The following is a 14497-nucleotide window of genomic DNA, read 5'->3' on the forward strand; positions in this document are numbered from 1 at the left end:
TATGCGCCATTTTTTGTTTGTGAGGTTTAAAGGCAACCAAGAAACAAGCAATAAAAATTAGGCAAAAAAGTAGAAATTCCACAACTTTCTCCAATAGAGTTCACTCGAACTCAATTCAAAAATGCGCTTAGTAATAAGCCAAATATCGGCTAAAAATGTCGACAGCATTCGCTGTAATACTTGGTAATTTGTAGTGCAAGTTACTCAAGCTGAGACTAAATTACGGTAAATCTACTGAAAAAAATGTGCCCCAACCGCCATACCTCTAAATGAGTATTAGCGTGTTCTGATTTTTGCTAAGCAGGTTCATTTATCACTAAATTAGTGAGCGCTAGCGCTTACACACAATTGATGAGAGAGCGGCGATTCACACTCTAAAGCGAGTTGTGACCCTAGGCTAAAAGTATGAATTAATGGGATTTAAAACAAAGATCTGGATATAGGGTGAGCAATGCCACTAAACACACGCTACTGCAGATAACAAAAAAGCCCCCAACATTTGCATGTTGGGGGCTTTCAATACTTAACCTGGTTACAGGTTGAAGCTAAACGCGGTCATTACTTACGGTTATGACGCTTACGCTCGTTTTCAGTCAAGTAACGCTTACGAACACGGATGTTCAGCGGAGTTACTTCTACTAATTCGTCATCATCGATGAACTCAAGCGCTTGCTCTAGTGTCATTTCGATATGCGGAGTTAGTACCTGTGCTTCGTCAGTACCAGATGCACGCATGTTAGTTAGCTGCTTACCTTTCAAACAGTTAACTGTTAGGTCGTTAGCGCGTGCATGAAGACCAACTACTTGACCTTCGTATACTTCTGATGCGTGAGTAATAAACAGACGACCACGCTCTTGTAGACCGAATAGTGCGAATGTTAGTGCTTTACCAGTAGCGTTAGAGATCAATACACCACGTGCACGTTGACCAATATCACCGCCTTTCAAAGGACCGTAGTGGTCGAATGAATGGTAAATAAGACCAGTACCAGAAGTCGCTGTCATGAACTCAGTTTGGAAACCAATTAGACCACGGCTAGGGATAACGAAGTCGATACGTACACGACCCTTACCGTCTAACTGCATGTCCTTCATGTCACCCTTACGGATACCAAGCTTCTCGATCACTGCACCTTGATGCGCTTCTTCAACGTCAACAGTTAGTGTTTCGAACGGCTCACACATCTCGCCATCGATCTCTTTAACGATAACTTCTGGACGAGAAACAGCTAGCTCGTAACCTTCACGACGCATGTTTTCAATCAAGATTGAAAGGTGAAGCTCACCACGGCCTGATACGCGGAAACGATCTGGGCTGTCAGTTTCTTCAACGCGCAATGCTACGTTGTGTACTAGCTCTTGTTGTAGACGCTCAAGGATGTTACGTGAAGTTACGTACTTACCTTCTTTACCCGCAAACGGAGAAGTGTTTACCTGGAATGTCATTGTTAGTGTTGGTTCATCAACAGACAATGGAGGTAATGCTTCTACGTTAGTAGGGGCACAAATTGTGTCAGAAATCTGTAACTGGCCAAGACCAGTAATCGCAACGATGTCACCAGCGTTAGCATCTGTAACTTCGTGACGCTCTAGACCCATGTAACCTAATACCTGGCCGATTTTACCGTTACGTTTCTTGCCGTCAGCGCCAAGTACAGTAACTTGTTGGTTAGTCTTAACACTACCACGCTTGATACGACCAATACCGATAACACCCACGTATGAGTTGTAGTCGATTTGAGAGATTTGCATCTGGAAATCACCTTCAGCATCAGCATCTGGTGAAGAAACTTTTTCAACGATCGTTTCGAAAAGTGGCGTCATATCTGCGCTAGTTTCGTCTGGATCTAATGTTGCAAAACCGTTTAGTGCAGAAGCATAAACGATTGGGAAATCTAGCTGCTCATCGGTAGCGCCTAGGTTGTCGAACAAGTCAAATACTTGGTCAATAACCCAATCAGGACGTGCGCCAGGACGGTCAATCTTGTTAATAACAACGATTGGCTTAAGACCTTGAGCAAAAGCTTTCTTAGTCACGAAGCGAGTCTGTGGCATTGGACCATCCACAGCGTCAACTAGTAGTAATACTGAGTCAACCATAGATAGAACACGCTCTACCTCACCACCGAAATCGGCGTGACCTGGGGTATCAACGATGTTGATACGGTAATCGTTCCACTTGATGGCAGTGTTCTTGGCCAGAATCGTGATACCACGTTCCTTTTCAAGATCATTTGAATCCATCACCCGCTCAGTGGCTTCTCCTCGAGACTCAAGGGTTCCTGACTGCGCCAGCAACTTATCAACCAAGGTAGTCTTACCATGGTCAACGTGTGCAATAATGGCGATGTTACGTAAATTCTCTAACACGGCTAAACCTCTTACCATCGGTATAATATATAGGGGGGGTTACTGCCAACGACTAAAACCAATCTAGTATAGTAGTTGCAATAAAAAGCGTGACATTCTACTCTAGCTCAGCGTTATCTCACAGGATTATTTTTAACCAATCGTTAAAAATAACTCTTTCGCATTGATTTTTTTTGCCTTAACGTCTGCTTTTTACACACTTTTTTATACTTTAGTTGTGTGACACTATTAGGTCATCCTAGACAAACACTCCTCCTTAAATTCATCATTTTCACCTTTTAAAGCTATTTTAAGCCTCAAATTCCGCTAGAAAACAACGGATATTCTCTTCACAAAAAAACAAAAAACATGACTGTCCTTAATCCTAATAACACTTATTGAAAATCTAATGTTATTTGCTTGACCTCCCCCCTATAAAATTACTCATGGCTTAGTTATTCTGTGTAACGATTTTTAGCGAGACGCCAACAGTTGATTACAGGGAAAATAGCGGCTGCACTGTTATAGCGCGTGCACCATCTCGATCCATCCCGCGCACCATTACGGTGCAACAAGGATATCAGCATCGAGAACAAAAATATTATCACCCTTAATTATCAGTGAGTTACAAATTTGGCATAAGTCTCGCTTTAAGAATGCCAGAATCGCATTAAGCGCTAAATATTAAAGATAAAACAAAGGGACGCCCCTTTACCCTACTCGGAGACTTTAGAATGTCAGCAGAATCAGTTTTACAACAACTAAAAGAATTAGAAGTTAAGTTTGTTGATTTACGTTTTACCGATACGATAGGTAAAGAGCAGCACGTAACCATTCCAACTCACCAAGTCGATGCTGACTTTTTTGAAGACGGTAAAATGTTTGACGGTTCTTCAATCCAAGGTTGGAAAGGCATTAATGAATCAGACATGGTATTGATGCCAGATCCTGCAAGTTTTGTACTTGACCCTTTCACGGCAGAAACTACTGCTAACATTCGTTGTGACATCCTAAACCCTGGCACAATGACCGGTTACAACCGTGACCCACGCTCTATTGCTAAAAAAGCAGAAGACTACCTACGTTCAACAGGTATTGCTGACACCGTATTGGTAGGTCCTGAGCCAGAATTCTTCCTATTTGACGATGTTAAGTTCGGCGCTGACATGTCTGGTTGTTTCTACAAGGTTGATGCTGAAGAAGCAGCTTGGAACTCAGGTACTAGCTACGATGGTGGCAACAAGGGTCACCGTCCAGGCGTGAAAGGTGGTTACTTCCCAGTAGCACCAGTAGACTCTTCACAAGACATCCGTAGTGCTATGTGTTTAGTGCTAGAAGAGATGGGTCAAGTTGTTGAAGCGCATCACCATGAAGTTGCTACAGCGGGCCAAAACGAGATCGCGACACGTTTCAACTCACTAACACTTAAGGCCGATGAAGTTCAGGTACTTAAGTATGTTGTTCACAACGTGGCCCACGCTTACAACAAGACAGCGACATTTATGCCTAAGCCAATCGTTGGCGACAACGGTAGCGGTATGCACGTGCATCAGTCTCTTGCGAAAGATGGCGTTAACTTGTTCGCAGGTGACAAGTACGGTGGATTGAGCGAAACAGCTCTATTCTACATCGGTGGTGTGATTAAGCATGCGCGTGCAATTAACGCATTTGCTAACCCATCGACAAACTCATACAAGCGTCTTGTACCACACTTCGAAGCGCCTGTTATGCTTGCTTACTCAGCAGCTAACCGCTCTGCTTCTATCCGTATCCCAGTGGTACCAAGTGCAAAAGGTCGTCGTATCGAAATCCGTTTTGGTGACCCAGTGGCTAACCCATACTTAGCGTTCTCTGCAATGCTAATGGCTGGCCTTGACGGTATCCAGAATAAGATCCACCCAGGTGAAGCAATGGATAAAGATCTATACGATCTTCCAGCTGAAGAAGCAGCAGAAATCCCAACAGTTGCCACTTCACTAGAAAACGCACTTGAGTGTCTAGACGCTGACCGTGAGTTCCTAACTCGTGGCGACGTATTCACTAACGACTTTATCGACTCTTACATCGCCCTTAAGTCTGCTGATGTTGAGCGCATCAACCAAACAACTCACCCAGTAGAATTCGAGCTTTACTACAGCTTGTAATCCTCTGAGTGACCCGCTAACCACTCGTAAGTGATTAGTCTTTAAAGCCCTAAACAGTCATGTTTGGGGCTTTTTTATTTAGCAGGTAAATGACTAATCTTTAAAACTGATACACCGCAACACGGCCATTATGCCCTGCAGCAACTAGTGTATTGCCCTCGATAGCCAAAGTAAAAAATCCCTGAGACTCACCGTTAATCAGCAGTGGCTGCCAACTATAACCATGATCATGAGAAATATCGGTTGATAGCTTACCGGTGGCAATACAGGTTTCTTCGTAGCACACCATAGCGCTGCGCAAACCTGGGGTTGTGCCGGGGGCTTTATGCCACACATAGCCCTTTTTATACACCATATTGGCAGCATGCTTATCACGCTGCTGATAATCGCCTCCCAGTACAAATAGATCATCTAGATGATTAAATGCCAGCGCATAACCACCGGCAGTTTGAGTATCATCATAAAGTGCGATTGGATGCCGACGCCAATGCGTGCCTGAATCGGCGGTAAGGTAGACTGAGCTACTATATCCTCCGGTAGTAAACCAGGCGCGGCCTCTCTTGCCAACAACTAAGGTGTTACCGCTAGCGGCAAACGCGACCTCTTTATCAAGCATTTTGGGTAACCCACCTTTCGCCACTCGCTGCCAAGATTTTCCGCCATCGGTTGTACGCAAAATCACATAGCAACCACCAACCGGATCACCCAGCAATAAGCCGTTATTACGATCCCAAAAGGCGATTGAATTAAAAAAGCCGAGTTCATCTGGATTATCAAATATTAATTGCCAACTTAAACCCTGATTTTCGGTGATATACAGCTTAGATAAGCCCCCTTCACCCGCGCCCATAACAATGGCAGTGTTGGCATCGAATACTTCAATATCGCGAAAGTCAGTCAAAGGCTGATCTTTTACCGACACATCTAACCAGGTGTTACCTTGATCTTTGGAGATATAAACACGGTTATCTGTTCCCGTAACCCAAGCAACCCCATCAAGTATGGCGCTACCTCTCAAAGCGGCATTGGCCCCAAGCGTTTGCACATTCCAATCCATGGATGAGGTACTGAAGCAACATAAGCTAAGTAACAGTATGAATATCTTCATTTAATTCCCTTAAAAAACGGCACCATAAATACTATCGGCCAATCATAGGTAATAGGCAAGCCTAAAGGTGGCAAGCATTTAGCCCATTATTGCTCACTCACATAAACACCAGCTTATTAGCCTAAGCTAAATAAAGCATGATTAAACAACAAGTTAATAACAAGTATTGCTGGACACTGGCCACACGATAGCCTAAATTAAAAGTGTGACGAAGATCACCGTTTAAGTAATAAGGAACCTACTATGAGAAAAACAGCCACTCGAGTAACACTATTAAGTGCAGGACTACTACTTTCCACCACAAGCCTAGCCGCGATGAGCCCGATTGCAGAATGTAACGATTGCTCAAGCCAAGCAGCACTAAAAGCCGCAGAATCACAACAAAGCGACAGTGTTTTCGTGGTTGATTTTGTGAATCGCACCGCCAAAAAGTTTGTCACCGATGACCAAGGCAGCGCATTACTGACCAAGCTTTCAGTTGGTGAGCTAAGTCAGCTCAATCAAGAATTCAATTACCGCAAAGTACATTTAAGAGCGGTAAAACCATAAGTTAACAGTGACATGTCAGGCCTTAACATTAAGGCCTGTTTTTCTTTTTATACGCTTTTTATCACAGACAGAAGCCGCTCAATATCGGCCATATCATTATAAATATGCGGTGACACACGAATACCTTGGCTCCGCAGATCCACGCTCACATTCGCCTGTTGCAATGCTGCTAACACCTGTTGTTGCTTAGCGCCAAAATCTAAAATCAACGTACCACTGCGCTTTGCCTCAAGCCTTGGAGATACAAACTCCTGCTCAAACTGTTCTGCAACCACATCGATTAACCATTGGTTATGCTCACGAAGCTTATGAGAACCTATATTGGCAAAGTAACCTATGCTATGCGCCGCTATCGCATAGGGAGCAATCGAAGGTGTACCGCCCCAAAACTTAAGTGCGCTTTGGTGATAACGAAAATCGTGAATATCAAACTCAAACGGATTTTCATGGCTAAACCAGCCCACATCTTTTGGCTGGCAGTGCTCAATATGCATTGCGTTTATCCATAAATAAGCTGCGCCCGGACCACCACATAACCACTTAACACTTGAGCCGATTAAGAAGTCAGGCTGCAGAGCCTGTAAGTCTAACGGCACGATACCTGCCGATTGCGCCACATCGAGTAGGGTTAATACATTTTTAGATTTTGCAGCATTAACAATTTCTTCGACAGGGGCTTGCTGCCCCGTGTTGGAATACACATGGCTGACAAACACTAAATCGATATCGGCACTAATATGTGACTGCCAGACCTCGGCATCGGTAATATCTAAAGACTTAGGAATAAAGCGCAACTCACAGCCCTGTGGCAGGGCTTTTTTAAGCGCAAACCCCATACTTGGGAAGTCAATTTCACTCATCAGAACGACTGCATGCTGCTGATTAAGCCGCTCTAACGACATCACCAACTTAGTCAGCGCGCTAGAGAGATTAACCTGAGGACAAAACTCCTCGACGCGCGCATTAAACAACTTAGCCAGCCCCTGACTAAATTGTTCAATCACCTGCAACCAATCATGCCAGGGCTCTTTTCCCGATGTTTGCCAAGGCGCAAAAAACTGTTTTGAGAACGCTTGCTCGGCATCTTTCAATGGCCGACCCACCGAATGGTTAAGCAGGTAGCTCCCTGGCGCTAAACTAAAATCATCTTTAAAAGACTGCATATTACTCTGCCTCCAAACTCGCTTTTAGCGTGCAAATATCATCAAAACGAGTTCGGATATCACTACGTTTAGCAGCAGCTCTTCTATCGCGTAATTTTTCTAGCGAATTAAGTAATACCGGTAATGGTGGGCCACTGGCGGTGACTTTTGACATATGTTGCTGCTGCATATTTTTTGAAGGCTGAGCAATATACTTAGATACCAGCTCATTATGATGCTGAATCGCCGTTTGCCCGTGTAATTCACATACCTCCAAAAACAACTGAAGATTTTGCTGGTACCATTGCTCGTGACGTAAATGACTCATGCCCAGTAACGCATCCATAAAGCTGGTTCGGCGCATACAGTCACGTAAAATGCGTTGATCTTCAGGCATCATGTATAAAAACTTATCCACCAGCATCTGCGAGTAACCCGGCTCGTTTGCAGCGCATAAGCCCAGCAGCATATCGATAACGTTGATCCCGGCAAAATCCCCCGCATTAGCGCCGCGATAAACTTGGCTACCTACACGATAAGGTTTGTAATAGGGTCTCACGCAATAGAAGAAGTCATCGGCATCAAGCTGCAAAAACAAGACTCGGTTTGATTCAATCACATCTTGTAAGGCTTGCTTAGCAACGTTCAGCAGATCAGAGGCAATGGGATGATCTATGCCTAACGGCTGAATTTTTAACAGTGCATCGGCGGCACGCTTATAAGCCAAAATGCCTTTGGTGTTATAATCAACAAACAGCTTCTCGGCAGCTAAATCAGTAAAGCGTTTATACACCCCCTGGTGTGCACGGTTATGGGTAGTAAGGTGCGCCGTGGCAAATCTTGGGGTCACACCAATAGAGGCGCCAATATGCATAGCAAGGGTAGACGCCTCTGTCAGTGGTGATACGGTTTCTCGTGAAGGCTCGGTAATTTCGTGCCTACGGCATGCCGCCATATACAGGCCAACATTACCAAGCAGATCAAAAGCATGATCAAAGCCTTCGTCAGTATTTCCCTCAGCCAGCAAACTGGCTATCAGCTGGCGCCCTTCAGATTCAAGTTGCAGCTTTAAGTGCTCGCCAACACCTTCAACATTAGCCCTGTCGCTCTGCTCAGCGTAAAGCGATTCAAGCTCACTATTGAGTTCAACAAAACGAGTGCGGCTCCAATGATCGAATGCCTGAGTATTTTGCGTCATCTGTTAGTCCTTATTTTTATTTTTTCGATGAGACTGTGCAGTAATCTATAGTCACTTAGCCTAGCAGGATCCCTATGGTGTAAATCGATAAACTGGCGCGAATAACTTCCATTTAAGGTCGAGATCCCCTATAAAATGGTTAATTGATACCGATTTTCACCACAAAAAATAAAAAGGCCTCCAATGGATAACAAGGACCGCAACATACTCGCCATATTACAACGTCAAGGCCGTATCGCGATTAGCGAGCTCGCTGCCAAATTAAATATGTCGGATACCCCCTGCCTTCGCCGCGTGAGAAAGCTAGAGCAAACGGGTGTGATTAGCGGTTATGCGGCGCAAATCGATCCTAAAGAAGTTGGGCTTAACGTAGTGGTGTATGCTTTTGTACGCCTCAAAGAAAATTCAGATCAACATGCAATTGTGTTCGAAGAAAGCATGGAAAATCTCGAGCAAGTCATGGAATGTTCAGTGGTCACCGGTGCCCACGATTACCTGCTAAAAATCGTTGCTAGCGACCTGCTCAGTTATGAAAGCTTCGTAAAAAAGTCGCTTGGCAGCTTAAGCTGTATCGCCGGGATCGAATCTACCGTCGTGTTAAAGCAAAACTTCTCGCGCAATACATTGCCGCTATAGCGGCATTCACGCCCCTAAAAATAACTGATAAAAAAAACACTAGACGACCGGTCTAATTGTGTTAGTCTGTTTACTATGAAAACAAGTATCAAAACAGATCCTCAGCAAACACGTCAGCATATTATCGACTCAGGATACAGCCTGATTTCGAGCAAAGGCTTTTCCAATGTCGGTCTATCGCAGATCTTAAAATTTGCCGATGTGCCTAAAGGTTCTTTTTACCACTACTTCAAATCCAAAGAGCAGTTCGGTGAAGAGGTGATTAACAGTTACTTTAAAACTTACTTAAGCAGTATCGACAGCCTATTTGCGCCAGAGAATGGCTCAGGCTTAGAGAGATTGATGAGCTACTGGTTACGCTGGCAAAGCACCCAAAGTGATGCCTGTATCGACCAAAAGTGCTTAGTGGTCAAACTCAGTGCCGAAGTCTCAGATCTATCAGAACCCATGCGCCTTGCCCTAGACAAGGGCTCATCAGCGGTTATTGCTCGCCTTGCGAGCTGTATTGAAGCTGGAATAGAAGATGGCTCTCTGACTGCAATGAATGCAGCCTATACCGCAGAAACCTTATACCAGATGTGGTTAGGTGCCAGTTTAAGAAATAAATTAACCCGTGATCCCAATGTCATCACACGCGTATTACAGATGACTCAAGCCCTGCTAGCTAATCCTGTTTCGGTATTGAAGTGATCTAAAGTGAAATGCTCTTCACTGAAATAATCAGCAAATTTATCTCCCCCGCCTATGCTTATACCTGTTGATGGCGGGCATTTTTTTAACCGTTTACTAGACGACTGGTCTACTAAATGTTAGGCCTTAGTATCATTCGACAATTAGTCGACTATAGGAAAGATTATGTACAGCTTCGATTACTACAACCCTACTCACATTAGTTTTGGTGAAGGAAAAATTGCTGAACTGGATAACTTAGTCCCACAAGATGCAAAGGTCTTAGTGTTGTTTGGCGGCAACAGCGCCAGAAGCACAGGTACTCTCGATGAAGTAAAGGCTGCGCTTAAGCAGCGTGAAGTTGTTGAATTTGGTGGTATCGAGGCGAATCCAACCTACGAAACATTGATGCAAGCGGTCGAAGTCGTAAAACAGCAAAATATCGACTTTCTCTTAGCAGTTGGTGGTGGCTCGGTTATCGATGGCACCAAGTTTGTGGCAGCTGCCGCGCTATTTGAAGGTGAGCCATGGGACATTCTTTTAAGCTGGGGCGCTAAGGTCACTCAAGCAATGCCATTCGGTACGGTTCTGACCTTGCCTGCCACGGGTTCTGAGATGAATAGCGCCAGCGTGGTTACCCGTAAAGCGTTGCAAGCTAAACTCTCATTTATGAGCAATCACGTCTTTCCAAAATTTTCAGTATTAGACCCAAGCAAAACCTTCACATTACCAGAACGCCAAGTCGCTAACGGCGTTGTCGATGCTTTTATTCACATCACTGAGCAATACCTTAACTACCCTGTTAATGCGCCAGTGCAAGACAGATTCGCCGAAGGCTTGCTTCAAACCCTAATCGAATTAGGGCCAAAAGCCCTAAGCCAACCTCAAGACTTCGATGTACGTGCCAACCTGATGTGGGTGGCAACAATGGCACTGAGCGGCGTGATAGGTAAAGGCGTGCCACATGACTGGGCAACACACATGATTGGCCATGAAATTACCGCGCTTTACGGTGTTGACCATGCCCGTACTATCGCGATGATTTTACCGGGTATGCTCGATGTTCGCCGAGAAGCTAAGCAAGAGAAGTTACTGCAATATGCCGATCGCGTTTGGGGAATTAACCAAGGCTCGGTTGATGAAATCATCGATGCGGCGATAAGCAAGACCCGCGACTTTTTTGAAGCGATGGGCATTAATACTCGCCTATCAGACTACGATTTAGACAGTAGCAGTATCGATGAGATCATTAGCAAGCTTGAAGCCCACGGCATGACGGCTTTAGGTGAAAAACAAGATGTTGATCTGGCTATGAGCCGCAAGATTTTAGAACGTAACTTATAACTCTTAATAATTAAACAGATACAAACTTAACAGAGACCTCAGCTAACTGGCAGGCATCACGTAATAAGGATGCCGCTATTGGCAAACCAACAGATAAAAAGGACGACAAAATGAAGATATTGATGGTACTGACCTCACACGACAAACTTGGCGACACAGGCTTAAAAACAGGCTTCTGGCTCGAAGAATTTGCCAGTCCTTTTTATCGCTTTAAAGACAGTGGCTGTACTGTCACCTTAGCTTCACCTGCTGGCGGACAACCACCAATAGACCCTAGTAGCGAGCAGCCGGACTTTCAAACGGCAGCGACCGATAGATTCAATCAAGATGAACAGGCCAAGCAGCAACTGGCAACCACTAAAGTGTTAGCTGAGATAAACCAAGCTGATTACGACGCGATTTTCTATCCAGGTGGCCATGGGCCATTATGGGATCTCACTAACGATGATCACTCTATCGCATTAATAGCCGCTTTCTACCAGGCTAAAAAGCCTGTAGGACTTGTGTGTCACGCACCGGGGGCACTTAAAAATGTGAAAAACCCCGATGGCACACCTTTAGTTGCTGGCAAGCAAGTGACAGGATTTACTAACGGTGAAGAGGCGGCAGTGCAGCTGACTGATATCGTGCCTTTCCTCGTGGAAGATATGATGCTGGCAAATGGCGCGCTGTATAGCAAAGGCGATGACTGGAGTAGCTACTTGGCGGTCGATGGCAACTTAATCACTGGCCAAAACCCAGCTTCTTCTGAAGTGGTGGCCGATGAGATCATCAAGCAACTGAAGTAACTCAAGTAGCTAACTTCTGACTACACTCTTGACTACATGAACTATGGCGCGATTAACTTCGCGCCAGATTCTATCTTTCGCACAGAACTTCTTAATAGCTCTTATTAATTGTAAGGACCGCCAATGATCACTCTGCATCATTTAAATAAGTCTCGCTCAAAACGTATCATCTGGTTACTTGAGGAACTTGGGGTAGATTATCAAATAAAAGCCTATCAACGAGATAGCCAAACTTTCCTAGCGCCGCCAGAACTCAAAGCCATTCATCCACTAGGCAAGTCACCTGTGATTGAGTATCAACAGCAAGTGATTGCAGAATCAGGCGCAATTACCCAATACCTTATCGATAACCATGCAGCAGGAACGCTCGCACCAGAAAAGGGCAGCCCTGATTATGTTGAGTATCTACAATGGCTTCACTTTGCAGAAAGTTCAGCAATACTGCCTTTACTACTGAGAATGTTTGTCGCCAAAGACGGCTGTCAAACCAACTTCTTAGAGGGCTACGCTGCCATTGAGTCTGAAAAAATTCTTAGCTACGTCAATCAATCGCTTGAAGGTAAGCGTTACCTTGTCGCCGACAAGCTTACTGGCGCGGATATCATGATGTCGTTTATCGTTGAGCTACTCGTGGCCAGTGGTGAAGCTGAAAAGTACCCGCATATTGCCACTTACGCTAAGCAGCTTGGTCAGCACGCCAATCACATTAAGGCTGGCGAGATTGAGCAGCAATACGATAAAAGCTAGCTGTTAGCTGTCAAAAGCTAAAAATGAATATTCAATAGAAAGGCAGCCATAAGGCTGCTTTTTACATAAGCTAATTATGATATTCAGTTTAACGATTCACTTTAGTGCGCCGTCGACTTACGTGACTAAGATTAACTTATGTCGACGGCACAGGCTTACTTAACTAGCACTAACTTAGTGTAGCTGGCACTAACTTACGGAACGGGTACTAACTTAGTAGCAGGCACTGACTTACGTAACTGGCACTGGTAACGTTCACCGAGGTACTGCACGCTGGCTTCGCCTTGATGCTCCCAAAATTCAAAGTTACGTCCCTGGTATTTCGCGCCGCTACCGCTACGCACATTGGTTGCTAACAGCTGTTGTTCACCCATTTTTTCACTCGAAAAGGTAAATACCGCAGTAACCGGATCGAGCTGGGTATAAAAAACCGCAGTGATCTGTGGATGATTATCACAATCAAAAACTACGGCTGCAGGCACCTCTAACAATCCACCTTGGATCTGTAATTCAATAATCCGGCTTTGATAATTTTGTAATACGCACTCACGTACATCTTGCGCCTTCCAACAATCATTACGACCTTTAATCCAGCCTCTTTGCATCGCCTTAGGCTGCTCTGCTGCGGGAATATTAACAACCGCCGCTTGATAAACCTGCGCCATTTTCTGATCTAACACCGCTAACTCGGGATCATTGCAGATTAAAGTTTCAACTTGTCCCTGAGCCTTAGCGCAATCAAAAGCCGGAGCAACATGTTGATGGCCATCAACTGTAGCAGCACTGTCGACTGCCGCTATCGCTGGAGCTGTTTGAGTCGTTTGAGTCGAATCACATGCAGCCAACAATAATAGGCTACTCACTAACATCGTTTTTTGCATCTGTTATCCTTATGTGTTGCCAGCAATAATCTAAGCTAATTGATAGCCATCTTACTGCTAAATTACTACTAATTTACTGCTAAAAACTGGCTATCAACAAGATGCCAATCAAGTGAAATGAGCTTATCACTCAAGACAGTCAACTTCTGCACGACCCCTCGCGGTATAAAATCACCACAAAGTTCATGATTTTTTATGTTAAAACAGCTAATCTTCGGTATCAAACCCTGTAACAAAGGATGTCACAATGCGTGCTGGCTTTATACTACTTATGCTACTGGTTACAACGCTTGCTCATGCGACGGTTTATAAGTGGGTCGATGAAAATGGTAACGTTCATTTCTCTGATGAACCGGTAAAAAATGCTGAAGTGGTCGAATTTAAAGAGAACACTCAAAACAGCCTTAAATTACCAGAAGTCTCCGTACTCCCCGGCACGACAAGCGATTCCGAAGCCGTTAAGCCTCTTTATAAAATGAGTATTGCCTCTCCAACTGAAGAAGAGTCTATCCGCAGCAATGATGGCGATATTACCATTATCACCAATATCACTCCGCAGATCGCAGCAGCACATCAATTAGCGCTCTACATGGACGGCAATCAGATAGGCAGCAAGCAAACCATCGGCATATTTAAGCTGAAAAACATTAATCGTGGTGAACATACCTTTGCTGTTAAGGCTTTCGATCAGAACGGCAAAATAATTGCATCGACTTCTACCAGAACGATTTTTCTTCATCGGACGTCGATTTATGGGCCTGCTCGCTTAAAACCTCAGCCTAGAGATAATGGGTAAATACCTTTTAATATAAAAGCTTAGGATTATATTGATTTAGTCTACATTCCGATGAAGTCCAGTTGCAGGTTGCACCACTTTGGTGCACCATAGTGGTGCGATCAACTGAAATGCCCAAACAGGTGCATGTGCATAATTCGGAGTAG

At 44.5% G+C, this 14497-nt stretch carries 13 protein-coding genes; 8 read left to right on the top strand and 5 right to left on the bottom strand.

From position 1 onward, the window contains the following. Positions 1-558: 558 nt before the first annotated feature. Positions 559-2370, bottom strand: a complete 1812-nt coding sequence (typA, locus tag ACVBIU_RS08235; protein WP_447158900.1) for a translational GTPase TypA — start codon at positions 2368-2370, stop codon at positions 559-561. A gap of 713 nt (positions 2371-3083) precedes the next feature. On the opposite strand from typA, the gene glnA reads away from it, so the two are divergent. Beyond that, a complete protein-coding gene (gene glnA, locus ACVBIU_RS08240) occupies positions 3084-4493 on the top strand; it encodes a glutamate--ammonia ligase (RefSeq protein WP_447158901.1) in 1410 nt (469 codons plus the stop codon). 100 nt (positions 4494-4593) lie between these two features. On the opposite strand, the gene ACVBIU_RS08245 is transcribed toward glnA, so the two are convergent. After that, positions 4594-5601, bottom strand: a complete 1008-nt coding sequence (locus ACVBIU_RS08245; RefSeq protein ID WP_447163495.1) for a WD40/YVTN/BNR-like repeat-containing protein — start codon at positions 5599-5601, stop codon at positions 4594-4596. 243 nt (positions 5602-5844) lie between these two features. On the opposite strand from ACVBIU_RS08245, the gene ACVBIU_RS08250 reads away from it, so the two are divergent. Continuing rightward, positions 5845-6150 (top strand): hypothetical protein, encoded by a 306-nt coding sequence (locus ACVBIU_RS08250; protein ID WP_447158903.1) that lies wholly within the window; start codon positions 5845-5847, stop codon positions 6148-6150. A gap of 47 nt (positions 6151-6197) precedes the next feature. Here ACVBIU_RS08250 and ACVBIU_RS08255 read toward each other — a convergent pair whose 3' ends face one another. Further along, positions 6198-7313, bottom strand: coding sequence for an aminotransferase class V-fold PLP-dependent enzyme (locus ACVBIU_RS08255; protein ID WP_447163496.1), 1116 nt, complete (start codon positions 7311-7313; stop codon positions 6198-6200). A 1-nt stretch (position 7314) separates the two neighbouring features. After that, on the bottom strand, positions 7315-8490 hold the full coding sequence (locus tag ACVBIU_RS08260; RefSeq protein ID WP_447163497.1) for a PrnB family protein: 1176 nt from the start codon (positions 8488-8490) through the stop codon (positions 7315-7317). Between the two features lie 183 nt (positions 8491-8673). Here ACVBIU_RS08260 and ACVBIU_RS08265 point away from each other — a divergent pair, with 183 nt between their 5' ends. From ACVBIU_RS08265 to ACVBIU_RS08285, 5 genes are all read left to right on the top strand, one after another. Beyond that, entirely contained in the window at positions 8674-9126 is a 453-nt protein-coding gene (locus tag ACVBIU_RS08265) for an Lrp/AsnC family transcriptional regulator (RefSeq protein WP_447158906.1), read from the top strand. 87 nt (positions 9127-9213) lie between these two features. Next, positions 9214-9816 carry a TetR/AcrR family transcriptional regulator gene (locus ACVBIU_RS08270; RefSeq protein WP_447159132.1) on the top strand — a complete coding sequence of 201 codons (603 nt, stop codon included), beginning with the start codon at positions 9214-9216 and terminating at the stop codon, positions 9814-9816. A gap of 165 nt (positions 9817-9981) precedes the next feature. Next, positions 9982-11139 (top strand): iron-containing alcohol dehydrogenase, encoded by a 1158-nt coding sequence (locus ACVBIU_RS08275; protein WP_447163498.1) that lies wholly within the window; start codon positions 9982-9984, stop codon positions 11137-11139. Positions 11140-11249: 110 nt separating this feature from the next. After that, on the top strand, positions 11250-11927 hold the full coding sequence (locus tag ACVBIU_RS08280) for a type 1 glutamine amidotransferase domain-containing protein (protein WP_447158908.1): 678 nt from the start codon (positions 11250-11252) through the stop codon (positions 11925-11927). A 123-nt stretch (positions 11928-12050) separates the two neighbouring features. Next, positions 12051-12674, top strand: a complete 624-nt coding sequence (locus ACVBIU_RS08285) for a glutathione S-transferase family protein (protein WP_447158909.1) — start codon at positions 12051-12053, stop codon at positions 12672-12674. A gap of 194 nt (positions 12675-12868) precedes the next feature. Here ACVBIU_RS08285 and ACVBIU_RS08290 read toward each other — a convergent pair whose 3' ends face one another. Beyond that, positions 12869-13555 (bottom strand): MliC family protein, encoded by a 687-nt coding sequence (locus tag ACVBIU_RS08290; RefSeq protein WP_447158910.1) that lies wholly within the window; start codon positions 13553-13555, stop codon positions 12869-12871. Positions 13556-13802: 247 nt separating this feature from the next. Here ACVBIU_RS08290 and ACVBIU_RS08295 point away from each other — a divergent pair, with 247 nt between their 5' ends. Beyond that, complete coding sequence (locus ACVBIU_RS08295) at positions 13803-14351, top strand: DUF4124 domain-containing protein (protein WP_447158911.1); 549 nt, start codon at positions 13803-13805, stop codon at positions 14349-14351. Positions 14352-14497: the final 146 nt, after the last annotated feature.

It is taken from the genome of Shewanella sp. 30m-14, assembly GCF_052977125.1.

Excerpts from the sequence above, each read along its gene's own strand:
- ACVBIU_RS08295 (WP_447158911.1), top strand. The coding sequence starts at position 13,803 with ATGCGTGCTGGCTTTATACTACTTATGCTACTGGTTACAACGCTTGCT.
- ACVBIU_RS08265 (WP_447158906.1), top strand. The coding sequence starts at position 8,674 with ATGGATAACAAGGACCGCAACATACTCGCCATATTACAACGTCAAGGC.
- ACVBIU_RS08280 (WP_447158908.1), top strand. The coding sequence starts at position 11,250 with ATGAAGATATTGATGGTACTGACCTCACACGACAAACTTGGCGACACA.
- ACVBIU_RS08250 (WP_447158903.1), top strand. The coding sequence starts at position 5,845 with ATGAGAAAAACAGCCACTCGAGTAACACTATTAAGTGCAGGACTACTA.
- ACVBIU_RS08285 (WP_447158909.1), top strand. The coding sequence starts at position 12,051 with ATGATCACTCTGCATCATTTAAATAAGTCTCGCTCAAAACGTATCATC.
- ACVBIU_RS08255 (WP_447163496.1), bottom strand. The coding sequence starts at position 7,313 with ATGCAGTCTTTTAAAGATGATTTTAGTTTAGCGCCAGGGAGCTACCTG.
- glnA (WP_447158901.1), top strand. The coding sequence starts at position 3,084 with ATGTCAGCAGAATCAGTTTTACAACAACTAAAAGAATTAGAAGTTAAG.
- ACVBIU_RS08275 (WP_447163498.1), top strand. The coding sequence starts at position 9,982 with ATGTACAGCTTCGATTACTACAACCCTACTCACATTAGTTTTGGTGAA.
- ACVBIU_RS08290 (WP_447158910.1), bottom strand. The coding sequence starts at position 13,555 with ATGCAAAAAACGATGTTAGTGAGTAGCCTATTATTGTTGGCTGCATGT.
- ACVBIU_RS08245 (WP_447163495.1), bottom strand. The coding sequence starts at position 5,601 with ATGAAGATATTCATACTGTTACTTAGCTTATGTTGCTTCAGTACCTCA.
- ACVBIU_RS08260 (WP_447163497.1), bottom strand. The coding sequence starts at position 8,490 with ATGACGCAAAATACTCAGGCATTCGATCATTGGAGCCGCACTCGTTTT.